We start from the raw sequence: 24,841 nt of genomic DNA, 5'->3' as shown, positions 1-24,841 counted from the left end.
CGGTTCCTATCTGATGCCGGACCCTGGCAAGTTATGGGGCGCGGTCCGGCATCGACTGACGGCAGTACTCTTTACAGGCGCGCGCCAGTCGCCATGACCGGGAAACCAGCCTACAAGATCCATTCGACAATGCCGCTGTATCGAATGGAGCCGCGCAGTGAAATTCCACTATAAATCCCTCAAGGCCTATCTGTCCGAGCAATTGTGGCTGCGGCCGGCGGTGTTCGGAATTGCTGCGGTGCTTTCGGTGGTCGTTGCCATCGGGGTCGACCGCTGGATCAGCCTTCCTTTCGATTTCAGCATCAGGGAGCAAACGATCCGCAGCCTGTTGACGATCATGGCTTCGGCGATGCTGACGGTGGCGACGTTTTCAGTTTCGGTCATGCTGGCGGCCTATGTGGCAGCAATTTCTTCCAGCACGCCGCGGGCCTTTTCCATGGTCGTGTCGGATTCGTCGGCCAAGCAAGCGATCTCGACCTTTATCGGGGCTTTCACCTTCGCCGTGGTCGGGCTGATTGGTCTCAATGTCGGGGTGTTTCAATCCAGCGGCCGGATCGTGTTGTTTTTCACCACTTTGTGGGTGTTTGTCTGGGTGGTGGGAACACTGATTTTCTGGATTGATCAGGTTGCCCGGATCAGCACAGTGTCGTCCACCATCTCAAAGGTTTCGGATCGGGCAAAAGATATCCTTGCCCAGCAATTGACCCATCCCGGGCTTGGGGGAACACCGATTTATGCCAATATGCTTCCGCCGGAAGGCGGACTACCTGTTGTGTCCGGGTTCACCGGTACTGTTCAGTATATCGATGTGAAAGCAATGTCCGATTTTGCTGAAGATGCGGATATTGCAATTCAGGTGGCGGTCCGGCTTGGCGATCTTGTCGGTAGCGGCAAGGTGGTCGCCTGGATCCGCGAAGCCAGGACCGATGAGGTCAATGCGGAGGCGGAAAGACGGATCCGCAGCGCCATCCGCATCGGTCAGGGCCGCAACCGCAGCGAAGACCCGGTTCTGGCCTTGCGGACGCTATCGGAAATCGCAGATCGCGCCCTGTCGCCGGGCATCAACGATCCGGGAACTGCAATCGATATTCTCGACGCGTTGGTGCAGGTGTTCGCGGATGCGGCCGCCGCAAGCGGCAAGGACGGGACGTCGTTGCAGCATTCGTGCGTGCTGGTGCCGGTGCTTGATCCGGATGTAATGATAACTGCGGCCTTCGAACAGATAGCCAGAGACGGGGCAGGGCTTGTCGAGGTTGCCGTGCATCTTCAGCAGGCGCTCTCGGCAATCGAGCCATGCCTGCCTGCGCCTTGGAGTGCGGCCCTGAAGGCGCAATCAGCCCAGGCTCTGGAGCGTTCGAAACAGGCAATGAGCCATGGGCGTGATTTTGCCCGCGTCGAGGTTGCAGCACATCTCGCACGACAGTTTTCAACCAAGGCCAGTGCCTGAGCATTCGTTCCCGAGCAGGGCCTTGTCGGCCTTGAATTTGCCGGAGACTCAGGTGGAAACCAGCTTCTGCAGCGCCATGGCGCCGGCCGGCGCGTTTACCTTGCCGCCAGTAATGAAGAAGGCAAAAACATCGCGCGGCGTGGCATCGACCTTGCGCGATCCTGCGGTCAGCGGCAGGTCGTCAGGTGCCGCGCCTGCGGCGTAGGTCTTGAGCCGCTGTGCCCAGAGATCGATATCTTCAGGCGGATAGCAGGTGGGGATGTCGTCGGAACCCCGCTGCAGCCGCGCATAGACGAAATCCGATGTCACGTCGGCAAACATCGGATAGGTCTCGTGGTCGGCGCAGACAGCCGCCACATTGTGCTTCGCCAACAGCTCGATAAATTCCGGCGTGCAAAAGCTCTCGTGCCGGGCCTCGACCGCATGGCGCAGGGCGATGCCATCCTGCTGGTCCGGCAACAGCGCGAGAAACGCCGCAAAATCATCGGGCTCGAATTTCTTGGTCGGCATGAATTGCCACAGAATCGGGCCCAACCGGTCGCCGAGTTCGGTGATGCCTTGTGTCAAAAACTTGGTGATCGAGGGTTCACTTTCGGCCAGCACCTTGCGGTTGGTGCAATAGCGGCTGGCCTTGAGTGAAAACACGAAACCGTCCGGCACATCGGCCGCCCATTTGGCAAATGTCGCCGGCTTCTGGCTGCCATAATAGGTGCCGTTGACCTCAATCGCCCGCAACTGTCTGCCGGCATGCTGCAAGTGCTTGGTCTTCGCTAGTTTCGGCGGGTAGAAGCTCTCGTTCCAGGCATCAAACACCCAGCCACCGATGCCGGTGCGGATTGTTCCGGTTTTGGTCAAGAATGCCTCCCATGCAAACAGAAACGGCGCCATCGCCGTGGCGATACATGATGGCAGCGCCGAATTCATACTAGCCATATTCGGCACCGCGCATCCACCCGTTTCCGGTGGTGCAATTTGCGCGCTGCCAGCCAAATATTCAAAAGGCCGGTCGGATCAAGAGGGAGGCGGGGGCGGATCCGACCGGCTGTCACCGCTAGTCGCGGCAAACCTGATTATGCGTCAATCTTGATCTTTCGACCCTTGGTGTCTTGCCCGGGTTTCTTGGGCATGACGACCTTGAGGACGCCCTTTTCATACTTCGCATCGATCGCTTCCTGATCGACCCGGTCGGGAATCGGGAACGAGCGGTAAAACGAACCGTAATTGCGCTCGACGACAACACTGTTGTCTTCCTTTGATTCATGCGAGACGGTTTTTTCGCCTTGCAGAGTCAGCATGCCGTCGGCCACGGTCAGATCGACTTCGTCTTCCGACATGCCAGGAAGTTCAGCGGTCAGTGTGATCGCCTTGTCGTTTTCGGTGATGTCGATAGCCGGGCGCACCGCGCCAGCCGTCATCAGTGACGGAAACCCCGTCCTGGTCGCCGCGGTTTCGACGTTGCCGAAAAAGCGTTCCATCATCTTGTCCATTTCCTTGCGAAAGTCATCGAATACGCTGGTTGACCGTATCGCGGGGAGGTGTTGCTTTGTGTCTGCCATAATATTCTCCTTTACATCCCGGTTGTCTCGGGAACGAGGCAATTATGCCAGCAACCGGGCGAAGGAAATTGACCAAAATCAAAATGCAAAAACATGGAACCAAAAATGTACACCGGGTTGAGATGCACGTTGTTATCTTCACAAACCCGGTGAGGTGATGCTGGCTCTACTCCGCCCCCTCCATCCGCTTCCGGCCTCCGTTCGAGTAGGTCCTTGAAGAACTGGCCGGTATAGGAGTGCTCAAATTTGATGATGCCTTCGTGCGTGCCTTCGGCGACGATCTTGCCGCCTCCATCGAATCTGCCTCGTGGTCGGCGCAGACCAGCGTCACATTGTGCTTTGCTAAAAGCATAAGGAATTCCGGCGTGCACAGAGTTCTCGTGCGGGGCTACGGCGGCATGATGAAGCGCGATGCCGTCCTGCACTCGCTGCAGAAAGGCCAGAAAGACTGTAAAATTAGCTGGTTCGAATTTCTTGTTCGGCATGAATTGCCAAAGAATGGGGCCGATCGGATCGCCCTATGCAGTGATGTTCTAAATCAATAATTTTGTGATCGAAGGGGCATTTTCTGCGAGCGCCTTGCGGTTGTTTTCAACGAAAATACGAAACCATCCGGCACATCGTCCGCCCATTTTGTGAGTGTCTTCGGCTTCTGGCTGCCTGCATGCTGCAAGTGCTTGGTCTTGGAAAGTTTCAGCCGGTAGAAACCCTCGTTCCAGGGCTCAAAGACCCAGGCGCCGATGCCGGTGCGGATTGTTCAGCGTGTGGTCATGGCGTTTCACCTATTTAACGGGTGGGGCTGAGAACACTTCGAACTCTTGAATAAATACGGCAATCTCTTCATGGGAGATTGCGGCGTCGAATAGCGCAACATCGTCCGGGTTTTTGCTCATCGTGCTTGATGGGGCAATAAATACCGTAGCAAAATCCTGATGCGGAATTCGGCTTTCATTGGTTGCTACATGCTTTGCGCGCGGGGCATAACTCGCAGCCTGACCCGGGCCAAGTTGGCCTCCAAATTTATTTTCGATGTGAAGCGCAAAGCGCATTCCATCAATTGCATTTTCCAAGACCAGAAAGATGTCGGTTTCATGCTCTTTGCCGAGTTCCGGAATTTTCCAAAACCAGTGTCTCCACCATCTATCCGGCAAGACTTTAGGCCGTGCAAGAATTTGCTCTTCCTTGAGAAGCCTCGTCGAAAATCGGCCGCTGGCGAATTTAGTCCGACTGAGGACCCAATTCTTGAAATCGTCCGATCTCGCAAAATGCTCGGCAAAATACCGGCATAGGTCATCCTCAGTCAAAGCATCATCCTCATCACGGCTTACTTCGCCTAGCGGTTCCTGCAAACTTCTAGCACTTTGCCTACTCCGCCGCCTCCACCCGTTTTCCCGGCCTCCGTTCGAGCAGGTCCTTGAGGAAGCCGCCGGTGTAGCTGCGCTTGACCTTGACGATGTCTTCGGGCGTGCCTTCGGCGACGATCTCGCCGCCGCCGTCGCCGCCTTCGGGGCCGAGATCAATTACCCAGTCGGCGGTCTTGATGACTTCGAGATTGTGCTCGATCACCACCACCGAATTGCCCTGATCGACCAGTTCGTGCAGCACTTCGAGAAGCTTGGCCACATCATGGAAATGCAGCCCCGTGGTCGGTTCGTCGAGAATGTAGAGCGTGCGCCCGGTCGAACGTTTTGACAGTTCCTTGGCGAGCTTGACGCGCTGGGCTTCGCCGCCCGAGAGCGTGGTCGCCTGCTGACCGACCTTGATATAGCCGAGACCCACGCCCTGCAGCGCCTGCAGCTTGTCACGCACGGCAGGGACGGCGGCAAAGAACTCGACGCCTTCCTCGACCGTCATGTCGAGCACGTCGGCAATCGATTTCTGCTTGAAGGTGACGTCAAGAGTCTCGCGGTTGTAGCGTTTGCCGTGGCAGACATCGCAGGTGACGTAGACATCGGGCAAAAAATGCATCTCGATCTTGATGACGCCATCGCCCTGGCAGGCCTCGCAGCGGCCGCCCTTGACGTTGAACGAGAAGCGGCCCGGCTGGTAGCCGCGCGCCTTGGATTCCGGCAGGCCCGCAAACCAGTCGCGGATCGGCGTGAAGGCACCGGTATAGGTGGCGGGGTTGGAACGCGGCGTGCGGCCAATCGGCGACTGGTCGATGTCGATCACCTTGTCGATGTGCTCGAAACCGTCGATGCGGTCGTGCTCGGCAGGATTTTCGCGCGCGCCCATCACCCGCCGTGCCGCCGCCTTGTAGAGCGTCTCGATCAGGAAGGTCGACTTGCCGCCGCCCGATACGCCGGTCACCGCCGTAAACAGGCCAAGCGGAATCGACGCGGTGACATTCTTGAGGTTGTTGCCGCGGGCGCCGATGACCTTGAGTTCTTTATTCTTCTTGGCCTTGCGGCGCTCGGCCGGCACTGCCACTTCCCATTCACCGGAGAGGTATTTGCCGGTGATCGAGCGTGGATTGGCCATGATGTCACCGGGCGTGCCCTGGGCGATGATCTCGCCGCCATGAATGCCGGCATGCGGGCCGATATCAACCACATAATCGGCAGTCAGGATTGCGTCCTCGTCATGTTCGACGACGATCACCGTATTGCCGATATCACGCAGATGCTTGAGCGTTTCGAGAAGCCGGGCATTGTCGCGCTGGTGCAGGCCGATCGAGGGCTCGTCGAGCACATAGAGCACGCCGGTTAGCCCGGAGCCGATCTGCGAGGCAAGCCGGATACGCTGGCTTTCGCCGCCTGACAGCGAGCCTGAATTGCGCGACAGCGTCAGGTAATCGAGCCCGACATCGTTGAGGAATTTCAGCCGGTCGCGGATTTCCTTGAGAATCCGGACAGCAATCTCGTTCTGCTTGTCGTTGAGACGGGCGGGCAGATCCGAAAACCACTCGCCGGCGTTGCGGATCGACAGCTCGGTAACTTCGCCAATGTGGCGGCCGTCGATCTTGACCGCGCGGGCCTCAGACTTCAACCGGTAGCCGTCGCAGGCCGGGCAGGGGGCATTGGACATGTAGCGCTCGATTTCCTCGCGCGCCCAGGCGCTGTCGGTTTCCTTCCAGCGCCGCTCGAGATTGGGGATGATGCCCTCGAAATTCTTCGACGTGGTGTAGGAGCGCAGGCCGTCATCATATTTGAAGGCGATCTTGTCGCTGGTGCCGCGCAGAATGGCCTTCTGGCCTTCCGCCGGCAGATCGGCCCAGCGATCACCCAGCTTGAAGCCGAAATGCTTGCCCAGTGCTTCCAGCGTCTGGGTGTAATAAGGTGAACTCGACTTGGCCCAGGGCGCCACCGCGCCGCCGCGCAGGGTCAGGTGCGGCTCGGGGATGATCAGTGCCTCGTCGATTTTCTTCTGCGAGCCAAGCCCGTCACAGGTCGGGCAGGCGCCATGCGGGTTGTTGAAGGAAAACAGCCGTGGCTCGATCTCGGAAATGGTGAAGCCGGAGACCGGGCAGGCGAATTTCTCCGAAAACAGCATTCGCTCATGGGTTTCATTCTTGGACTTGTTGGCCGAGCCGCCTCCCGAGGTCTCGCTGTCGGGCAGCGGCTTGTCGGCGAACTCGGCAATCGCCAGGCCATCAGCCAGCCGCAGACAGGTTTCCAGACTGTCGGCCAGCCGTGCCGAGATGTCGGGTCGCACGACGATGCGGTCGACGACAATGTCGATGTCGTGCTTGTATTTCTTGTCGAGCGTCGGTGCGTCGCCGATTTCGTAATACTGGCCGTCGATCTTGACGCGCTGAAAGCCCTTTTTCATGAACTCGGCCAGTTCCTTGCGGTACTCGCCCTTGCGACCGCGCACCACCGGCGCCAGCACGTAGAGCCGCGTGCCTTCTTCCAGCGTCAGCACCCGGTCAACCATCTGGCTGATGGTCTGGCTTTCAATCGGCAGCCCGGTGGCGGGCGAATAGGGCACGCCGACGCGCGCAAACAACAGCCGCATGTAGTCATAGATCTCAGTCACCGTGCCGACCGTGGAGCGCGGGTTGCGGCTGGTGGTCTTCTGCTCGATTGAAATTGCCGGCGACAGCCCGTCGATCTGGTCGACATCGGGCTTCTGCATCATCTCGAGAAACTGCCGCGCGTAAGCCGACAGGCTCTCGACATAGCGGCGCTGACCCTCGGCATAGATGGTGTCGAATGCCAGCGAGGATTTGCCCGAGCCCGACAGCCCGGTCATCACGATCAGGCTGTTGCGCGGCAGATCGAGATCGACATTCTTGAGATTGTGCTCGCGGGCCCCGCGAATGGTAATGGATTTCAGTTCCGTCATGACGCCGCCGATTTGACCCCAGAGCGCCGCGCGTTCGCCGGAACGCGATCAAGCTGCCCTGATGCTTGAAAGTCTTGCATGTCCGCTTCTTTCGAACCATCGGCGGAAGCCGCACATGCGCTCATCTTACTTACCGCGCACGACAATAGATCCGGCGGCCTCTAGTCTCCATACATAATCACCCGTCGCGCAATGTCGAGATGCCGCCGGCGTTGCTGGCGGTGCTGTCGCGACTCTCTTGACAAAAAATGGCATGAACCATAGAACAAATAAAGAACAAAAAAGGCCTGTGGATTGTCCTGACCGGCAGGACGGGGGAATAGGCGATCCTGTAAGGTACCCTTGATTTGGACGGGGCGGCGCAGAGCCGCCTGAAGTGTTGGAAGGTGAAAAATCATGGCGGGCAGCGTCAACAAGGTCATACTCATTGGCAATCTGGGCGCCGATCCGGAGATCCGGCGCACCCAGGACGGTCGTCCGATCGCCAATCTGTCGATTGCCACTTCGGAGAGCTGGCGCGACAAGAATACCGGCGAGCGGCGCGAAAAGACCGAATGGCACCGGGTTGTCATATTCAACGAAGGTCTGTGCAAGATCGCCGAAAGCTATCTCAAGAAGGGCTCGAAGGTCTATATCGAGGGCCAGTTGCAGACCCGCAAATGGACCGACCAGTCGGGTCAGGACAAATACTCCACCGAAGTGGTGCTGCAGGGCTTTAACGGCAACCTGACGATGCTTGACGGCCGCAATGAAGGCGGTGGTGGTGGTGGTGGTGGCGGCGGGAGCCGTAGTGGCGGCGGCGGCGATTATGGCGGTGATTTCGGCGGCGGGGCTCCCTCGGGTGGTGGCGGTCGCGGTGGCGGCGGTGGTGCCGGCGGCGGATTTGGCGGCGGCGCCGGTGGTGGTGGCGGATCCCGCGATCTCGACGACGACATTCCGTTCTGATCAACGGCTTGACTGTAAGGTCGCTGTGTCAGTCCGGTTTTGGTTCGGGCGCTCCGCTCATGCGGCGCGCGCCGAGCTGAACAGTGGGGAGGACAATGACCATGGCAGAAGAACAGACACCATCGCGACAAGCGCCCGTATCGCGGTGGCGGATCATTCTGGCGGCGGTGCTTGATTTCTTCACCGCGTTTTTTGTCATTGGTTATCTGGTCGGCACCGTCACCGGTGAAACAAGCAGCGCGGGGTTCCAGTTGAACGGGATGTCGGCGCTGGTGGCGTTTGCCCTGATCGTGGCCTATTTCTGGCTCTGTGGAAAATATCTCGGCGGAACCATCTGGCAGCGAATCCTCAAGGCACGCTGATGCCCATCCGCTGATTTTGCAGGCAAGTCAGCCCTGCGGGGATACGGGAGACAGATTTGCGCCAGTCCATTACCCATGTTGCCCTCGTGGTGCGCGATTATGACGAAGCCATTGGCTTTTACTGCGGCGTGCTCGGCTTCGATCTCATCGAAGACAACCTATCAGGCTGAACAGGACAAGCGCTGGGTGGTGGTGCGGCCCAAGGGCGGGCAGGGTGCCTCGATCGTGCTGGCGCGGGCGTCCAGGCCGGAGCAGGAACCGTTTGTCGGCAACCAGACCGGTGGGCGTGTGTTCATGTTTCTCAACACCGATGATTTTGCCAGTGATTTCGCCCGGCTGAATGCCGCCGGTGTCGAATTCGTGCGCGAGCCGCAGATCCATGATTACGGCACGGTGGCGGTTTTCCGCGATATCTACGGCAATCTGTGGGACCTGCTGCAACTCGCCGAAGGCCATCCCGCGGCTGTTTGAGCCCCGCTCTGATAACAATGTGGGCGCCGTTGCACTCAAAATTGATTGGCATTGGCGCGGCGGACAGCCAAATATAGCTGCATGACAGTTTCAGCACACAAAACCCTTCACCTGTCCCTTCATCGTTTGCCGCGCCTTGCGGCGCTTTCCCTGTTTGCCGCCACGGCGGCGCTGGCCGGCTCTGCCAGCGCTATTGCCGGCGAGGCCGATGTCGTTGCGGCAAAATTTGCGCGCGCTTCAAACGGAACTTACCGGTTTGATGTCGGCGTTCGGCACGCCGATGACGGTTGGGAGCATTATGCCGACAAATGGCAGGTGCGGGGCCCTGATGGCGAGGTCTATGGCGAAAGGGTGCTGGCACACCCGCATGACACCGAGCAACCGTTTACCCGCAGCCAGTCCGGAATTGTCATCCCCGACGGTGTCGATGCCGTCACCATCCGCGCCCATGACAAGCAGCATGGCTGGGGCGGCAAGGAACTGACAGTCGATCTCGCCGAATAACCTGCCGGAAGGCGGGTAGGCCCAGTATCGGGGTTCAACCGGTTGTCAGATCAACGGTGATGCGGTCGCCTGCGGCAAGTGATTCTGCCCGGCGGATAACAGCCTTGACCGGCAGGAAATAGCAGCCAGATTTTGTGTCGGGAAACAGCGAGGTGGCCCATTCGGAGTTGCCGATGCAGACACGCACCCGAATCGAGCCAAAGCTGTTGGTCTTGCCCGCGTAAAAGCGGATCTGGTGTGAGATTTCAGGGGGAACAGTGACAAAGTGCCAAGGTGCCTTGGCGGTATCAACCCGCCAAAGCTCGGCTTCAAAGTGGCTCGATTGTTCAGGTTCCACCAGCCACTCCGTCAGACCGTCAGGAATGCCTGCTTGATGCCGTCGACCACGAATTGCACCGACAGCGCCGCCAGCACCACACCCAGAAGCCGGGTGAGGATGGTGCGGCCGGTATCGCCCAGGAACCGGTCCAGCCGCTCGGCGATGACGAGAAAGGCAAACAGCACCAGCGAAGCGGCGATGATGACGCCGATCAGTCCGGCGCGTTCGACCGGGGCATAGAACGAACCGGCCAGCAGAATCACCGCCGAGATCGCACCAGGCCCAGCAATAAGCGGGATCGCCAGCGGAAACACCGCGACATTGGAGATGTGGTCCTTGGTAATTGCCCGTTCGGCGCTCTTTTCCTGGCGCTCGTGGCGTTTTTCAAAGATCATCTCGAAGGCAATCCAGAACAACAGGATACCGCCGGCGATGCGGAACGCGCCGAGCGAAATGCCGAGCACACCGAGGATGCTGGCGCCGGCAATGGCGAACACTATCAGGATGCCGGCGCTGGTGATGGTGCCGCGCAACGCTACCTGCAGGCGCTGGCTGCGGGTCATGCCGGTTGTCAGGCCGAGAAAAATCGCCGCCAGTCCCGGCGGGTCGAACATGACGATGATGGTGACAAAGGCATTTATGATCAGTTCGACATTCATGCGACATCCCCCGCGCGCCTTGAAAACCGGTGCTTTCAACCGGCTTACGATACCACGGCGACGATCGAAACCCCCGATCTAGCCCACGGCAGTGGAGAATGTTGCGATAAAGCCCGAATCCGGGCGTGAAAATTGGCGACGCGGTCGGGTTTCGGCTATAAGGCGCTAATGATTCCATTCAATGTTCGTGGACCGCTTTGACAGACCAGAAAACACCCGCCGGACCGATTACGCCAGGCATTCAACCGGTTTCGATTATCGATGAAATGCAGCGCTCCTATCTCGATTACGCCATGAGCGTGATCGTCAGCCGGGCGCTGCCGGACGTGCGTGACGGGCTTAAGCCCGTGCACCGCCGAATTCTCTATGCCATGCATGAGGGCGGTTATCACTGGAACCGCAAATACGTGAAATCGTCGCGTATCGTCGGTGACGTGATGGGTAAATATCACCCGCACGGCGACCAGTCGATTTATGACGCCATGGTGCGGATGGCGCAGCATTGGTCGATGAGCGCTATGCTGATCGATGGGCAGGGCAATTTCGGCTCGATCGACGGGGACCCGCCGGCAGCCATGCGGTATACCGAATCGCGGCTGGCCAAGCTTGCCCACGAAATGCTCGAGGACATCGACAAGGATACGGTCGATTTCCAGGAAACCTACGATTCCTCCGGCCGCGAGCCGAAAGTCTTGCCGGCTCGGTTCCCCACCTTGCTGGTCAATGGCGCGGGCGGCATCGCCGTCGGCATGGCCACCAACATCCCGCCGCACAATCTGGTCGAGGTGGTCAATGGCGCCGTGGCGATCATGGAAAATCCGGCGATTGATCTTATCGAGCTGATGCAGATCATCCCCGGGCCGGATTTTCCGACGTCAGGCATCATTTTAGGCCAGGCCGGCATCCGCCAGGCGTTCGAGACCGGCCGTGGATCAGTGATGATGCGCGGCAAGGTTCATGTTGAGCCGATGCGCAACGACCGTGAAGCCATCATCATCACCGAGGTTCCCTACCAGGTGAACAAGGCGACGATGATCGAGAAGATGGCCGAACTGGTGCGCGACAAGCGCATCGAGGGCATTTCCGACCTGCGAGACGAATCCGATCGCCAGGGCTACCGCGTGGTGGTCGAACTCAAGCGCGATGTCGTTGCCGATGTGATCATCAACCAGCTTTACCGCTACACGCCGCTGCAGACCTCGTTCGGGGTCAACATGGTGGCGCTCAATGGCGGCAAGCCTGAGCTGATGAACCTGATCGACATGCTCAAGGCGTTTGTGGCGTTCCGCGAGAACGTGATCACGCGGCGCACCAAATATCTGCTGCGCAAGGCGCGCGAACGAGCGCATGTGTTGGTGGGTCTCGCCATCGCGGTGGCCAATATCGATGAAGTCATCGCCCTGATCCGCAAGGCGCCGGATCCTGCGACCGCACGCGAGCAATTGATGACCCGGCGCTGGCCGGCAAAGGACGTGGAACCGCTGATCCTTCTGATCGACGATCCGCGTCACCGCATCAACGAGGAGGACGGCACCTACAACCTCTCCGAGGAGCAGGCGCGCGCCATTCTCGAATTGCGCCTGGCCCGCCTGACGGCACTCGGCCGTGATGAAATCGGCGATGAACTCGGCAAGATCGGTGATGAAATCAAGGACTTCCTTGAGATTCTCGCGTCCCGGAACCGGGTGCAGCAGATCGTCAAGGACGAACTCATCGCGGTTCGCGACGAATTCGGCGTTCCGCGCCGCACCCAGATTACCGAGGGTGGCGCGGACATGGACGACGAGGACCTGATTGCCCGCGAAGACATGGTGGTCACCGTCAGCCATGCCGGTTACATCAAGCGCGTGCCGCTTGCCACCTACCGGGCGCAGCGACGCGGCGGCAAGGGCCGTTCGGGCATGTCGACGCGCGACGAGGATTTCGTCACACGGCTGTTTGTCGCCAACACGCATACGCCTGTGCTGTTCTTCTCTTCGCGTGGCATTGTCTACAAGGAGAAGGTCTGGCGGCTGCCGATCGGTACGCCCACCTCGAAGGGCAAGGCGCTGATCAACATGCTGCCCCTGGAAAAGGGCGAACGCATCACCTCGATCATGCCGCTGCCGGAAGACGAAAGCAGCTGGGGCGAACTCGATGTGATGTTCGCCACCACCCGCGGTACGGTCCGGCGCAACAAGCTCAGTGATTTCGTGCAGGTCAACCGCAACGGCAAGATCGCCATGAAGCTCGACAGCGATGGTGACGAGATCCTCAATGTCGAGACCTGCAACGAGTTTGACGACGTGCTTCTGACCACGGCGCTGGGCCAGTGCATCCGCTTCTCGGTCGATGACGTGCGGGTGTTTGCCGGGCGTAATTCGGTCGGCGTACGCGGCATCAACCTGGCTGAGGGCGATCACATCATCTCGATGACCATCGTCCATCATGTCGATGCCGATCCGTCCGAGCGCGCGGCGTATCTGAAGCGCGCGGTGGCCGAACGCCGGGCTGTCAGTGGCGACGAGGTCGAGGATATCGCCCTGGTCGGCGAAGAAGCGGTCGAAGACGGCCATCTTGACGATGAGCGCTACGAGGAACTGAAAGCCCGCGAGCAGTTCATCCTGACTGTGTCGGAAAAGGGCTACGGCAAACGCTCGTCGAGCTACGAATTCCGCACTTCCGGACGTGGCGGCAAGGGCATCCGTGCAACCGACACCTCAAAGACCGGCGAGATCGGTCCGCTGATCGCGGCCTTCCCGGTCGAGCAGGGCGACCAGATCATGATGGTGTCGGATGGCGGCCAGGTGATCCGGGTGCCGGTCGGCGGCATCCGCATGGCCAGCCGCGCCACCAAGGGCGTGACCATCTTCTCCACAGCCACCGATGAACGGGTGGTCTCGGTCGACCGCATCAGCGAACCGGAGCACGACGAAGATCTCGATGAAGATGGCGTCGAGGGCGATGCGGCAGAAGCTGCGGTTGCACCCGACGCCCTGGATGATACGCCAGCGCCGGACACTGACGAAACGCCGCCTGAAGCCTGATAGGCCTTTAAGCCTTGCTTTGAGAAACCGGGGAGAGATCCCCGGTTTTTTTATTGGGTGCAGCGAGTGGCAGGAGGCGGGATAATCAGTAGCGGACGTCTGGTGCAATGCGCCACAAGGTGGAAGCGGGCGGGAAATTTGAATTCACCGCAATCTCCGAGACTGGGAACATGAGGTGTCCCTTGCCAATCGACATTGGCGCACTCTCGACCAGTCACCGTTCACAGGTATTTATTTATCAAACCTATCAACTGTCCTTGACGGTGAGTGTCCGTTTTCTGAAAGATTGATTTCGTACGCTTTCGTATAGTGTCTTCAGCCAATCCAAGTGTGTTGGCGACTTCTCGAATGGAAAGCCCTTGAGCCAGCAGGGAACACAGGTCGTTTTCAGACCGGGTTAAGCGGAACCGTTCTGAAAATAGCTTCATACCTTGCACGCGTATGTTTGATACATCTCGGATCATAACCGCAAACAGACGCTTGCTTCTTGGAAGCAACGGCCACTCAGGCTTAGGCAGAGCTAGAACTTCAATCATAAGGTCACCGCTCCTCGTGGGGAAGACGTGACACGATCTACCAATGAAATCCGAACTTTGCCTGGTCTTGATCAGCATAGAGAACCATTTATCGGTCGTAGGATTGCCGAAGCGAAGCCGCTCTGCACGAGAAAAAACTGTGCCGCGGATCAAGGCTTCTTCTGCACACTGATTACCGTTCTTGAGCCGACCTTCCTCGTCGACAATGAAAATCGACTCCCTTGAACTCAGGGTCGCTGTTGCGGACGCTGCCGCCTCCCAAGCCTTACCCGCGGTCCGTGTTACCCTGACTGCATCGAGTAAAGCCGTTCTAATCCGCCGCAAGACTTCCGCAACCGGCTTGTCGTATAGCTTAGTCATGGCCAGCGGATAATGAATTGGAAGATGCATGAGGTAATCATCATCACCTTCGATCTTCAAACCAACGGCACCCTCAACCTCTGCTTGAGGTAGTATCCAATCTTCATAGAACTCGGTTCCACGATACATTCGTGCCGGGTAATTTTCTTCCGCAATGAGTACGGTGCCCGATTTTTTATCGCTCCATACGTCGATCCATGGGTTTTTGTATGCATAGTATTGATTATACGAATCGATAAATAATGGGTCGAAGTTGCTCTGGCGTGAAAAACATAGTTCTTGGTGTAGTTTGTCGTGATTTAATAATATCGCACGTGCACCAGGAAAATATGATGTAAATATATCGGTAACAATATTCCAATCACATTTGTTCCATGCAGCCTGTTCGATCGCCTCTATTAACTCAGACGAGGTTCGATCTAAGTGCTCGGCATCATACAGTGACATTTATTGCCTCCGATCAAACAGAAAAAACCACAGGTCACATTGCGCCGCACAATTTTTGACATTTGACTGCCCCCCATATGGGGCTACATTTTCCTCTCAGTCAATAATATGTCTCTTGATGTACTTTCAGCTCAATACTGATGCTTCCTCAATGAATGAACAATTTCATTATGATAGCTGGAACCTAATAAAACTCTCTTTGACTTCGATCTGCTCAAAGACATAGGCAATCAAACGGGGGTGGGAACATGAGACGAATACTGATTATAGCCACCGCACTCGCGGTATTGGCTGGATGCCAAAGCATTCCATCTGGTGCAACTGCATATTCAACTGACGAAATAAAGGCGCAGTTATCTGGTCGCACGTGGACGTGGCCCGGCGGAGACGGGGTCTATTTTGCTCATGACGGAAGTTCGATATTGAAGTGGAAAGGGAAGCGCTACCAGACCAACTGGACTGCGGAGCCTGGAAAATTCTGCAACGTCACTGAAGATGGGCCGTTCTGCTGGCAGTACTACAAAAAAGACGGCAAGAGTTGGGCTCAATCGCTTCAGGGTGATGGTGATCGCGCCCCGTATGAATGGCAGGCAAATGCCGATACAAAATCTGGAAATCAATTGTAATTTCGAACGATTGGGAAAACGATAAACTTGCAGTCTGTACGGTACCTAACGCCGTGCAGGCTGCTTTTTTTTCCATTGCCTTGGCCTGAATTCGGTGTTCCCTCAAGTTGTTAGTCCCAAATCATTTTCCTGGGCGCTAACGAACAGCCTGTGGCCGGTGGATGGCCTGGCTGCTGCATCCATCTGTTGATACCACTCGGCAAAACGGTCGCTAATCGGCAGGCTGCTCGACAGCGGCTATGGCCCCACATAATCTTCTGTCCTGTCTCGGCAGATCGCACCGCCGCTCTCACGCCGCAAACGGATGAGAGCATCCTTCGACCAGCGGCGCATATAGGGTGAAAGGCAATGCTCCGGCCCCGCCAAGCCGCACGCTGGATCAATGCCGGCTAGTCAAACGAAACGCGATAGATTCGAGAGGAACCCATGACCCCATCCGAGCAGATTGATCAGTTGATTGCTGAAACCGCCGACTGGCGTGGCGACACGCTGGCAATAGTCCGCAAGGCCATTCTGGCTTCCGACCCGGAGATCATCGAGGAATGGAAATGGATGGGCAGTCCTGTCTGGTCGCGCGACGGCATAATTGCGGTCGGCAATGCCCACAAGGCCAAGGTCAAGCTCACCTTCATGCATGGCGCGCGATTGCCGGACCCGGAAAAGCTGTTCAATGCTGACGACCGCGGCAACACCCGCCGCGCGATCGATTTTCTCGAGGGTGACGCGGTTGATGAACCGGCGCTGCAGCGCCTGATCCGCGCGGCGATCGAGTTCAATCAAGCCAAGAAGAAAACGGCGAAGACAACGAAAATGGCAAAGGCTGAATAACAGCCAGCGATGTGGCGAGATCTGGTTGTCGATCAAATCCGCATAGAAGTGGCGGCTACCCATCTGATGCGCATGGCGTCTCCGCATGAGAGTGAACAAGCATGTTTCCTCCTGCCACATTCTGGCAGTAGGATCTGGTAGGCAGGCAAATTGCCCGCATTGTTCCTGGAGCCCACATTTGTCCCGCGCCGCACGTCTTCTTGATCTGATTCAGTTGTTCCGCCGCCACAAGCGTCCGGTCAGCGGGCAGCGGATGGCCGATGAGTTGGGTGTGTCGCTGCGGACGGTTTACCGCGACATTGATGCGCTCAAAGCGCAAGGGGCTGCGATTGACGGGGAGGCGGGGGTCGGCTTCGTGCTCAAACCCGGTTTCATGCTTCCGCCGCTGATGTTTTCGGAAGAAGAGATCGAGGCGCTGGTGCTCGGCTCGCGCTGGGTGGCGGAGCGGACCGATACATCGCTTGGTCAGGCGGCGCGCAACGCGCTGGTCAAGATCGCCGCGGTGTTGCCCGCCGATCTCAAGGCCGGTCTTGATGACAGCACCTTGCTGGTCGCACCCGGTGCGCCGATTGCCGCGGGCGAGACCGAACTGCCGACCATTCGCGAGGCGATCCGGCGGCAGCGCAAGCTGGCGATCGATTATGCCGATGCGGTGGGTCAATGCAGCGAGCGGACGATCTGGCCGATTGCGCTGGCGTTTTTCGACAGGGTTCGGGTGATTGTCGCCTGGTGCGAGCTGCGCCAGGACTTTCGGCATTTTCGCGCTGACAGAATCGCCGGTCTGCGGGTGGAAGCCGAAACCTACCCGCAACGCCGCGCCGCGCTGATGAAGGCCTGGCAGATCAAGCAGGGCATTCCGCTGCGTTCAAAACCGGATGGCTGATTCGCTTTACTGCTGACATTTTCCGGCAGCATGAAATCGTAATCTCCATCGATAGTCGCAAGACCTGTTTGAACCAGATGGAGACGATAAGATGCTGAAATTTGACATGGTTGTGCTGCACGTCGCCGATCCCGTTGCCAGCGGGGCGTTCTATTCCGCGCTGCTTGAGCGGCCGCTGGTCCAGTCCAATCCGGTGTTTTCCATGCTGCCGCTCAGCGACAGTGTGCGGCTCGGACTGTGGGCTGCGTCGGAAGCTGATCCTGATGGACAGAGCGCGCCCGGCGCCAGCGAGATTTCCTTCAATGTCGCCGATCGGGAAAGCCTAGTGAAACGGCATGCGGACTGGGTCGCCAAGGGCCACAAGATCATTCTCGATCCCGTCGAAATGCCGTTCGGCGATACATTCGTGGCAGCCGATCCGGACGGGCACCGGGTGCGGGCGGTGGCCAGCACCAACCGCTGAACGCAATGTAGCGCAAACGGCCCGGCCGACGGATTTTTCCATCGGTCGGGCCGTCAACTATTCAGTTTTCTAGGCGTGTCGCAGGCAACGCCTGGCTCAAAAGCCCTCAACGACGATCTTGCCCTTGGCCTGTCCGGTCTCGATCAACGCATGGGCTTTTCGCATGTTTTCCGCGTTGATCGGGCTCAGCACGGTGTCGAGCGTCGTGCGGATGCGCCCGGCGTCAATTTCGCTTGCGACATAGCTGAGCAGCCTGTGCTGCTCGATCATGTCGGGCGTCTGGTGCATGGCGCGCGCGAACATGAATTCCCAATGCAGGCTGGCCGCCTTCATCTTCATGCCGTCCATCGGCATCGGCAGGTCGGTGTCGTCGATCGAAACGATGCCCCCCTGGGGGCGGATCAGTTCAACCGCCGTCTGCCAATGGCGCATGTCGTTGAAGATGGCGATATGATCGACATGCTGGAATCCGAGTGCCCGGACCTGTGCAACCATGTCCTCGCGGTGATTGACGACATGGTCGGCGCCAAGCTGTTTGACCCAGGCGGTGGTTTCCGGGCGCGACGCGGTGGCGATCACCACGAGGCCGGCGGCCTTTGCAAGCTGGATCGCAATCGAGCCGACGCCACCGCCGGCGCCGATGATGAGAACGCTCTCGCCCTTGTCGGCACCTTCACGGTCAATGCCGAGACGGTCGAAGAAGGCCTCATAGGCGGTAATCGTGGTCAGCGGCAGCGCTGCGGATTCGGCAAAGCCCAGACTTTTGGGCTTGAAGCCGACGATGCGTTCGTCAACCAGATGGAACTGCTGGTTGGTGCCTGGACGGGTGATGTCACCGGCATAAAAGACTTCGTCGCCAACCTTGAACAAGGTCACATCGGGGCCGACCGCCTCGACCACGCCGGAGGCGTCATAGCCAATTACCCGCGGGGTCTCTTCAACCTTGTCCTTGGGCGCGCGGACCTTGGTGTCGACCGGATTGACCGAAACCGCCTTCACAGCGACCAGAATATCGCGGCCGGTGGCTGTCGGCTTGGGCAGGTCGACATCGAGAAATGCATCCGGATTTTCGACCGGCAAATAGTGTGTCAGGGCAACAGCCTTCATTGAATTTCTCCATTCGTATTGGGTAGGTCGGCCAGAACGGTCTTGATAACGCGGATGATTTCGGCGCACTTGTTGGGATCGAGTGCATCGGGGTGAGGGGCGGCAAAGGCCCCGGAATCATTGTCGAAATAGGTCCCTGTTGCCGAGGCGAACTCCTCGGAAAGGGCCGCGCGAACAAGGATGTCTGCGCCAATGCGGAGATCGCCGCCGGCGACGCCAAACGCCTGCCTGACCATGTTGCTGCCAAGCATCGAGCCGGGATTGACGGCAATGATCGCCGGGCCGGTTTGGCTGAGCTCGAGTCCGAGACTGCGCGACCACATTGTCAGCGCCAGCTTGCTTTGCGCGTATGCTGCGCCATCGCCGAGTTGGCCCTTGCCGGCCAGCGCCTGCAGGTCAACCGGAGCCTGGGCGGCGGAAGACAGATTGACCACACGTCCCGATGCGTCAAACAGCGGCAACAAAAGTCGGGTGAGTAGATAGGGTGCATAGGTGTTGACCGCAAAACGCACATCAAGCCCGTCATCGGTACGCGGGTCGGCGGCGGTGTAAACGCCGGCGTTGTTGATCAGCACATCCAGATGGGTGTGTTTTTGAGTGACCGCGACTGCCAGCGCCTTGACGTCGGACATATGCGAGAGATCGGCCAGAAATGTCTCGATGCGGGCGTCATCCGACAACGCCGAAAGCGTCGCTTGCGCGTGCCGCAGCTTGTCCGGGTTGCGCCCGTGTACCAGCAGGTGATGGCCATCGGCAGCCAGCATCTTTGCCGTTTCGAAACCGATGCCGTCGGTGGCGCCGGTAATGAGAATGGTCTTGTGCATGAGATAGCCTTTCCTGAATGCGATTGCCGCCGGTAAAGTTCGAAATCGTGCCGGCGGCCAAAGGAGCCGGCTTGATCAGCCGATGCTGCTCATCTCGTTGAGAATGAATTCCGCAACGGCGCCGTCGGTGGCCTTCATATAGGCAGCCAGATGCGGCGCATTCATGTGGGTCTGCCACAATTCGCGCGATTCCCACTTTTCGAAGAACATGAAATGCGCCGGATTGTCGTTGTCGCGGTGCAGATCGTACTGCAGGCAGCCGTTTTCAGCACGGGTGATGGGGAGCAGTTTTTCGAGCTCCGCTCTGACCAGCTCGGTCTGGTCTGGATTGGCGTGAATGTTTGCGACGATGGTCAGCGTGGTCATGGGCGGGTTTCCAAGTTTATGATGTTGTGGAAGTAGCTGCTTGCCACAGCCGGATAAACGGGCATGGTGCAAATTCATAATCCGGATAAGCCGTACAATGTTGCTCAACAATATCGCCCTGTTCCTGCAAATCGTTGAAAAGGGCAGTCTGACGGCTGCCGGTCGCGAGGCGGGGCTATCCTCGACCACCGTATCGGAACGGCTTGCCGCGCTCGAAGCCCATTATGGCGTTGCCTTGTTGAACCGAACCACACGCGCCATCAGTCTGACCGAGGAAGGCCGGACGCTGGTCGAGGGGGCCAAACAGGTGCTTGGCGAGGTTGCCGATCTCGAGGCCAGCATCCGGCATGGCGCCGAAACCCTGTCGGGACCGATCCGGATCAGCGCGCCGAGCGATATCGGCCGAACGCTGGTCTCCGACGAGATCAACCGGTTCCTCTCGGATCACCCGGCGATCTCGGTCGATCTGATGCTGTCTGATGGCTTTGTCGATCTGGTCGGCGATGGGTTTGACATCGCCCTGCGGTTCGGAACGGTGATCGACAGTTCCCTGCGGGTTCGGTCGCTTGGCCTGCGCCGCCGCGTGGTTTGCGCCGCGCCGAGCTATATTGAAAAATACGGCGCGCCCGACAAACCGGTCGATCTCAAACAACATAATTGCCTGGTGATGCGGTTTGGCGGCAATCTCGATAATGTCTGGAGATTGGGCCGCGGGGCGATGCCGCAGATTGTCACCGTGCGAGGCGACCGAGTGGCCAATGACGGCGCGCTGGTGCGGCAATGGTGTCTTGCCGGTCACGGAATCATTCTCAAGTCGGAGCTGGATGTGGGGCCGGATATCAGAGCCGGAAATCTGGTCGAATTGCTGACCGATTACGCGCCGCCGGCAACGCCGCTGCAAATGCTGTTTCCACCCAGCCGGGCTCAGCCACGACGGGTGCGGGCGCTGGCCGACCGAATGTCAGCGATATTTCAGGCTTCCGAACCGCTGCAACAAGGCTGAGTGCCGGGAGCCAATGCTGGAGGCGCCGCGGGGCGGTTCTGCCGGTGGGCGGTTTGTATCAAGGGAAGCGTGAAGCCGCTGCGGGCGGCTTCGGTGTTGTTTGACTTGCAAGCGCCGATCAGCGACGAGCGCCGCGGTCATGCGACCATACCGGGGTGTTGGCAGGGCGCGGCATCGACTGCCGTATGGCGCCGATCACCAGCGCGCTGAAAAGCATCACGATCATCAGGGAAAGCAGTGCCAGGGCCAAAGTCATGTCGGTGTCCTCTCATTCGGTGTTGAAGACATCATCGCAAATGGCGTCTGAACCGAACCTGAACACTTTTGACACGCATATTTGTGCCCGCTGCAAGGCTGCTCGGTCTTAAGCCGAGCGGACTTCAGGCATCAGATCAGATGCACAGCACCCGGTACCGCAGAGCCGAAATCCGGCCCGGAAGCGCGGGGCTCAGGCCGGGTTTCGAGCTTCGACAACAGTTCGGAATCGGTAGGCTGACCATCAATCTCGGTGGTCCAGACCCGGAAATTGGCCAGCTGATAGGCGCCAAACGAGGTGATCATGGCGACATCGGAGGCATCCGAGCCGCGCACCATCAGGATGCGGCCGATCCGCGGGGCATTGTAGCGGGCATCGACCGTGTGCCAGCGTCCGCCGAGATAGACCTCGAACCAGGCGCAGAAATCGTCAAACCCGGTATCGGGAACGCCGATATCGCCAAGATAGCCACTGGCATAGCGGGCAGGGATGTTCATGGCCCGGCACAGCGAAACGCCCAGATGGGCGAAGTCACGGCATACGCCGCTTTTTTCTTCCAGCACATCGCGCGCTGTCTTGTCGGGACGGCCGAATTTATAGCCGAACGTCACATGGTTATGAACATAGGCGCATATTGCGGCGACCCGGTCCCAGCCCTCGTTGGTGCCGCCGAAATTTGCCCAGGCAAAATTGGCCAGGCTGTCTGAATCACAATAGCGGCTGGCAGTCAGAAAATTCAGTGTTTCGTGCGGCAGGTCCTCGATCCGGTGCTGGATCGCGCCATAGGGAATATTGTCAGGCTGGCCGTCAACTTCGGCGACACAGTCAGACCAGAAGGTGGTCCAGCCCGGTTCCGCTACCGTGCGCGAAATCCGGTTTCCATAGGTATCGACATATTCGGAAATCGGCGCCGCACGGTCGGAGCGGACCTGATCAAGACCGATCAGCCGGCCAGCAAATTCGGTGTGGGTCGACAGTGCCAGCAACATCGGCACCGGCTGTGTGCAGGTCACCGAAATTTCAAATCCAAACCTGATCAGCATGAGCGGCGCTTTCTGTTGGTGAGAGAGGTGCGAAAACCGCTGCGGCGGCGATGCAAGTTTTGTTGAATGCAGTTGGTATACGGGCATGCAACGTCAGGGGCGCCATTCGGTTCCGTTGAAACAACACACAGCGGCAATGGCCTGCACCCCAGAAAATTCAGCCTAGCACACTTTGGGTGCGGTGCGGCAAACATGTGGCGGTGCGCTGCGGCAAAGATGTGGCAAATTGAAGGCAAACTGCGTCTGCGCCTTTGATAAGCCTCAATTCGAATGCATGGTGAGACCGCAGACGGCCAGACGCGCGATGTCAGCGACCCCATTTGGATCGTCGGCATCTTTCGCTTGTTATATGCACAGCAGTTCCGATCGCGCTCTCACTGTACAATCGGCATTTGAAGCCGGGCCAGAAGGCCCGAGCATCGTTCAACGGAGTTTTCGGGTGGCGGTGCTTCACATCTCAAGGACTCATGACTATGGCAAAAGGCATCTTCACCACGGGGCAGCACGTTACGCTCCAGTCACGGGTCGGATTGTCGCCGCGAGTTCCCGCCGATTTCAAGATTCTGATGAGGTTGCCCGACAATCAGGGCCAGCCGCAATACCGAATCCGCAATGAAGACCTCGACCACGAACGTGTGGAACAGGGCAGCAATCTGGAACTTGTCGATACTCAAACAAGCGCTTAGCGCACATCGAGACAGGATACGTCATGGCTAAAGGTCAAATGCGTTCAAGCAAGGAAATCCGAAAGCCGAAGAAGGCTAAAACCGAGGTCAAGGCGACCGCAACAGCGGGCAGCGCGGTGAAGTCTCTGGAGACAAATCCGTTTCAGAAGAAGGCCAAGAAGTGAGCGCCATTATCGGTGCCGGAGGCACCTGCTCATGACGCTTGGATTCCCCAATCAGGCCCGCAATATCGACGAGGACGCTGACCTCATCCGTTTTTCGGGCCATGACGGTGTCATGGAAATCCGGTTCCTGATGGAATTGCCGGCGCTCGAAAAGATGGCGGGCACCAATAGCATGGCGCTCAACGCCTATCTGACCACCTTTGATCAACGCCGCGAACAGATCCAGTCGATTGCCGACCGGGTCTACAAGCGCAGCCGCAAGTCGCTGATCCGCTTGTCGGTCACCGACCTGTAGCAGCCAACTGGTGGGTTCGGACGCTCCGAGCCTTGGCGCTTGCCCACCGGGCAGGCGCCGGTGGCAGCCGTCTTTCACCAGAAGCGGCAATTTGACTGCTACCCAGTGGGCTCCCGCCTGCGACTTAGCCTTGATGGCAGTGACCTGACATGACAAAAGGCCTTGATGCGGCAAGAGCCATTGTCTGAAGGGAAGCTTTCCATGCGCAAGGCATTTTATCCCGGATCATTCGATCCGATGACCAACGGCCATATTGATGTGCTCGAGCAGGCCCTGGCGCTGTGCGACCAGCTGATTATCGGCATCGGCGTGCATCCGGGCAAGGCGCCGATGTTTTCGTTTGATGAACGCGCCGGCATGATCGCCGATCTTGTGCAGACCGATTTTTCCGGCCGCGCCAGCGATATTTCGGTGGTTTCCTTTGACGGACTGGTGGTTGACGCGGCGCGCGATGCCGGCGCCAGCGTGTTGGTACGCGGCCTGCGCGACGGCACCGATTTCGATTATGAAATCCAGATGGCCGGTATGAACCGTGCCATGGCGCCAGCCATTACAACCGTGTTTGTGCCCGCCTTTCCCGAAACCCGCCATATCACCGCCACGCTTGTGCGTCAGATCGCCAAGATGGGCGGCGATGTCACGCCGTTTGTTCCGGCTGTGGTGAAAAAAGCGCTCGCAGCACGGATTTCGTAAGTCCGATCGCCTTCGCCGCAGCGTTGCCAAGCCTGCGTCGGTGTGTCAAACGATTGCCGCCGGGCTTGCAAGCCCCGGCCGCTGCACTTTTTTGGAGCCATCATGCGTTCTTCACGTCTACTTATCGCCGCGACTCTGGCCTTCGGCCTGGTCTCGACATCCTTTGCCGCCGCAGCCGAGATGCTGACCATTACGCTGAAAACCGGCGATGTGGTCATCGAACTGGCTGACGATGTCGCACCGCTGCACGCGGCACGGCTCAAGGCACTGGCCGATGCCGGCGAATATGACAATGTTGCCTTTCACCGGGTGATCGAAGGCTTCATGGCCCAGACCGGCGACGTCGAATTCGGCGACATGGAAGACGGGTTTACACCCAACCGGGCCGGCACCGGCGGATCGTCGCAGCCTGACATCAAGGCCGAGTTTTCCGATCGGAAGTTTGTCCGTGGCACGGTCGGCATGGCCCGCTCGCAAGACCCCAACTCTGCCAATTCACAATTCTTCATCATGTTCGCCGATGGCGACTTCCTCAACGGCCAGTACACCGTCGTGGGCAAGGTCATCAAGGGCATGGAAAACGTCGACAAGATCAAGCTTGGCGATGCCAACAACAATGGTTCGGTCGACAATCCGGATCGCATGATCAAGGTCCGCTCCGGCGGCTAGAATTTCAACAAGGAGA

The 24,841-nt window shown here is 58.5% G+C and carries 28 protein-coding genes and 1 pseudogene; 16 read left to right on the top strand and 13 right to left on the bottom strand.

The features are described from left to right. Positions 1 to 157: 157 nt before the first annotated feature. Complete coding sequence (locus tag ACK6D9_RS13985; protein WP_412048974.1) at positions 158 to 1,447, top strand: DUF2254 domain-containing protein; 1,290 nt, start codon at positions 158 to 160, stop codon at positions 1,445 to 1,447. Positions 1,448 to 1,495: 48 nt separating this feature from the next. Here the strand turns inward: ACK6D9_RS13985 and ACK6D9_RS13980 are convergent, their stop codons facing one another. The 5 genes from ACK6D9_RS13980 to uvrA form a co-directional block, all read right to left on the bottom strand. Further along, positions 1,496 to 2,302 carry a DUF72 domain-containing protein gene (locus ACK6D9_RS13980; RefSeq protein WP_412051814.1) on the bottom strand — a complete coding sequence of 269 codons (807 nt, stop codon included), beginning with the start codon at positions 2,300 to 2,302 and terminating at the stop codon, positions 1,496 to 1,498. Positions 2,303 to 2,517: 215 nt separating this feature from the next. Next, on the bottom strand, positions 2,518 to 3,003 hold the full coding sequence (locus ACK6D9_RS13975) for an Hsp20/alpha crystallin family protein (RefSeq protein ID WP_322989600.1): 486 nt from the start codon (positions 3,001 to 3,003) through the stop codon (positions 2,518 to 2,520). 11 nt (positions 3,004 to 3,014) lie between these two features. Next, positions 3,015 to 3,488 (bottom strand): hypothetical protein, encoded by a 474-nt coding sequence (locus ACK6D9_RS13970; protein WP_412048973.1) that lies wholly within the window; start codon positions 3,486 to 3,488, stop codon positions 3,015 to 3,017. Between the two features lie 297 nt (positions 3,489 to 3,785). Next, positions 3,786 to 4,307, bottom strand: a complete 522-nt coding sequence (locus ACK6D9_RS13965; RefSeq protein ID WP_322989602.1) for a hypothetical protein — start codon at positions 4,305 to 4,307, stop codon at positions 3,786 to 3,788. 61 nt (positions 4,308 to 4,368) lie between these two features. Then, a complete protein-coding gene (gene uvrA, locus ACK6D9_RS13960) occupies positions 4,369 to 7,290 on the bottom strand; it encodes an excinuclease ABC subunit UvrA (protein ID WP_412048972.1) in 2,922 nt (973 codons plus the stop codon). A gap of 396 nt (positions 7,291 to 7,686) precedes the next feature. Between uvrA and ACK6D9_RS13955 the strand changes: the two genes are divergently transcribed. From ACK6D9_RS13955 to ACK6D9_RS13940, 4 genes and pseudogenes are all read left to right on the top strand, one after another. After that, positions 7,687 to 8,235: a single-stranded DNA-binding protein gene (locus tag ACK6D9_RS13955; protein ID WP_412048971.1), complete on the top strand. Its 549-nt coding sequence runs from the start codon at positions 7,687 to 7,689 to the stop codon at positions 8,233 to 8,235. A 101-nt stretch (positions 8,236 to 8,336) separates the two neighbouring features. After that, positions 8,337 to 8,597 carry a hypothetical protein gene (locus ACK6D9_RS13950; RefSeq protein WP_412048970.1) on the top strand — a complete coding sequence of 87 codons (261 nt, stop codon included), beginning with the start codon at positions 8,337 to 8,339 and terminating at the stop codon, positions 8,595 to 8,597. Positions 8,598 to 8,653: 56 nt separating this feature from the next. Then, positions 8,654 to 9,068 (top strand): annotated as a pseudogene (locus ACK6D9_RS13945) (VOC family protein). 81 nt (positions 9,069 to 9,149) lie between these two features. Further along, positions 9,150 to 9,572, top strand: coding sequence for a hypothetical protein (locus tag ACK6D9_RS13940; RefSeq protein WP_412048969.1), 423 nt, complete (start codon positions 9,150 to 9,152; stop codon positions 9,570 to 9,572). 34 nt (positions 9,573 to 9,606) lie between these two features. On the opposite strand, the gene ACK6D9_RS13935 is transcribed toward ACK6D9_RS13940, so the two are convergent. Then, positions 9,607 to 9,909, bottom strand: a complete 303-nt coding sequence (locus tag ACK6D9_RS13935) for a DUF1905 domain-containing protein (protein ID WP_412048968.1) — start codon at positions 9,907 to 9,909, stop codon at positions 9,607 to 9,609. Between the two features lie 11 nt (positions 9,910 to 9,920). Then, a complete protein-coding gene (locus ACK6D9_RS13930; protein ID WP_412048967.1) occupies positions 9,921 to 10,550 on the bottom strand; it encodes a MarC family protein in 630 nt (209 codons plus the stop codon). A gap of 197 nt (positions 10,551 to 10,747) precedes the next feature. Here ACK6D9_RS13930 and gyrA point away from each other — a divergent pair, with 197 nt between their 5' ends. Beyond that, positions 10,748 to 13,576: a DNA gyrase subunit A gene (gene gyrA / locus ACK6D9_RS13925; RefSeq protein WP_412048966.1), complete on the top strand. Its 2,829-nt coding sequence runs from the start codon at positions 10,748 to 10,750 to the stop codon at positions 13,574 to 13,576. A 221-nt stretch (positions 13,577 to 13,797) separates the two neighbouring features. Here gyrA and ACK6D9_RS13920 read toward each other — a convergent pair whose 3' ends face one another. Continuing rightward, entirely contained in the window at positions 13,798 to 14,919 is a 1,122-nt protein-coding gene (locus ACK6D9_RS13920) for a helix-turn-helix transcriptional regulator (RefSeq protein WP_412048965.1), read from the bottom strand. Positions 14,920 to 15,167: 248 nt separating this feature from the next. On the opposite strand from ACK6D9_RS13920, the gene ACK6D9_RS13915 reads away from it, so the two are divergent. From ACK6D9_RS13915 to ACK6D9_RS13900, 4 genes are all read left to right on the top strand, one after another. After that, positions 15,168 to 15,545, top strand: coding sequence for a membrane lipoprotein lipid attachment site-containing protein (locus ACK6D9_RS13915; protein WP_412048964.1), 378 nt, complete (start codon positions 15,168 to 15,170; stop codon positions 15,543 to 15,545). Positions 15,546 to 15,971: 426 nt separating this feature from the next. Beyond that, on the top strand, positions 15,972 to 16,373 hold the full coding sequence (locus tag ACK6D9_RS13910; RefSeq protein ID WP_412048963.1) for a DUF1801 domain-containing protein: 402 nt from the start codon (positions 15,972 to 15,974) through the stop codon (positions 16,371 to 16,373). Positions 16,374 to 16,551: 178 nt separating this feature from the next. After that, a complete protein-coding gene (locus ACK6D9_RS13905; RefSeq protein WP_412048962.1) occupies positions 16,552 to 17,256 on the top strand; it encodes a helix-turn-helix transcriptional regulator in 705 nt (234 codons plus the stop codon). 91 nt (positions 17,257 to 17,347) lie between these two features. Then, entirely contained in the window at positions 17,348 to 17,719 is a 372-nt protein-coding gene (locus tag ACK6D9_RS13900) for a VOC family protein (protein WP_412048961.1), read from the top strand. A gap of 96 nt (positions 17,720 to 17,815) precedes the next feature. On the opposite strand, the gene ACK6D9_RS13895 is transcribed toward ACK6D9_RS13900, so the two are convergent. The 3 genes from ACK6D9_RS13895 to ACK6D9_RS13885 all read right to left on the bottom strand — a co-directional run bounded on the left by ACK6D9_RS13895 (position 17,816) and on the right by ACK6D9_RS13885 (position 20,016). Further along, a complete protein-coding gene (locus ACK6D9_RS13895) occupies positions 17,816 to 18,826 on the bottom strand; it encodes a zinc-binding alcohol dehydrogenase family protein (protein WP_412048960.1) in 1,011 nt (336 codons plus the stop codon). Beyond that, positions 18,823 to 19,650: an SDR family NAD(P)-dependent oxidoreductase gene (locus ACK6D9_RS13890; protein WP_412048959.1), complete on the bottom strand. Its 828-nt coding sequence runs from the start codon at positions 19,648 to 19,650 to the stop codon at positions 18,823 to 18,825. Before ACK6D9_RS13890 ends, ACK6D9_RS13895 begins: the two co-directional genes overlap by 4 nt. 75 nt (positions 19,651 to 19,725) lie before the next feature. Further along, on the bottom strand, positions 19,726 to 20,016 hold the full coding sequence (locus ACK6D9_RS13885; RefSeq protein ID WP_267652591.1) for a putative quinol monooxygenase: 291 nt from the start codon (positions 20,014 to 20,016) through the stop codon (positions 19,726 to 19,728). Positions 20,017 to 20,113: 97 nt separating this feature from the next. Between ACK6D9_RS13885 and ACK6D9_RS13880 the strand changes: the two genes are divergently transcribed. Beyond that, the gene (locus ACK6D9_RS13880; protein ID WP_412048958.1) at positions 20,114 to 21,019 is read left to right on the top strand and encodes a LysR family transcriptional regulator; all 906 of its coding nucleotides are present in this window, start codon (positions 20,114 to 20,116) and stop codon (positions 21,017 to 21,019) included. 118 nt (positions 21,020 to 21,137) lie between these two features. Here ACK6D9_RS13880 and ACK6D9_RS13875 read toward each other — a convergent pair whose 3' ends face one another. Together ACK6D9_RS13875 and ACK6D9_RS13870 are read right to left on the bottom strand one after the other, a co-directional pair. Next, a complete protein-coding gene (locus tag ACK6D9_RS13875) occupies positions 21,138 to 21,275 on the bottom strand; it encodes a hypothetical protein (RefSeq protein ID WP_322990231.1) in 138 nt (45 codons plus the stop codon). A gap of 131 nt (positions 21,276 to 21,406) precedes the next feature. After that, on the bottom strand, positions 21,407 to 22,318 hold the full coding sequence (locus ACK6D9_RS13870) for a transglutaminase-like domain-containing protein (protein ID WP_412048957.1): 912 nt from the start codon (positions 22,316 to 22,318) through the stop codon (positions 21,407 to 21,409). Positions 22,319 to 22,791: 473 nt separating this feature from the next. Between ACK6D9_RS13870 and ACK6D9_RS13865 the strand changes: the two genes are divergently transcribed. The 5 genes from ACK6D9_RS13865 to ACK6D9_RS13845 all read left to right on the top strand — a co-directional run bounded on the left by ACK6D9_RS13865 (position 22,792) and on the right by ACK6D9_RS13845 (position 24,825). After that, positions 22,792 to 23,004 carry a hypothetical protein gene (locus ACK6D9_RS13865; RefSeq protein WP_322990229.1) on the top strand — a complete coding sequence of 71 codons (213 nt, stop codon included), beginning with the start codon at positions 22,792 to 22,794 and terminating at the stop codon, positions 23,002 to 23,004. A 23-nt stretch (positions 23,005 to 23,027) separates the two neighbouring features. Beyond that, positions 23,028 to 23,168, top strand: coding sequence for a hypothetical protein (locus ACK6D9_RS13860; RefSeq protein WP_322990228.1), 141 nt, complete (start codon positions 23,028 to 23,030; stop codon positions 23,166 to 23,168). A 31-nt stretch (positions 23,169 to 23,199) separates the two neighbouring features. After that, positions 23,200 to 23,463: a DUF1488 family protein gene (locus tag ACK6D9_RS13855; RefSeq protein ID WP_322990227.1), complete on the top strand. Its 264-nt coding sequence runs from the start codon at positions 23,200 to 23,202 to the stop codon at positions 23,461 to 23,463. 201 nt (positions 23,464 to 23,664) lie between these two features. After that, a complete protein-coding gene (gene coaD / locus ACK6D9_RS13850; protein ID WP_412048956.1) occupies positions 23,665 to 24,156 on the top strand; it encodes a pantetheine-phosphate adenylyltransferase in 492 nt (163 codons plus the stop codon). Between the two features lie 102 nt (positions 24,157 to 24,258). Then, positions 24,259 to 24,825, top strand: a complete 567-nt coding sequence (locus ACK6D9_RS13845) for a peptidylprolyl isomerase (RefSeq protein WP_322990225.1) — start codon at positions 24,259 to 24,261, stop codon at positions 24,823 to 24,825. Positions 24,826 to 24,841: the final 16 nt, after the last annotated feature.

The sequence above is a fragment of the Hoeflea sp. Naph1 genome (genome assembly GCF_046837775.1).
GTDB lineage: Bacteria > Pseudomonadota > Alphaproteobacteria > Rhizobiales > Rhizobiaceae > Hoeflea.
This window is presented reverse-complemented; position numbering and strand designations above follow the sequence as displayed.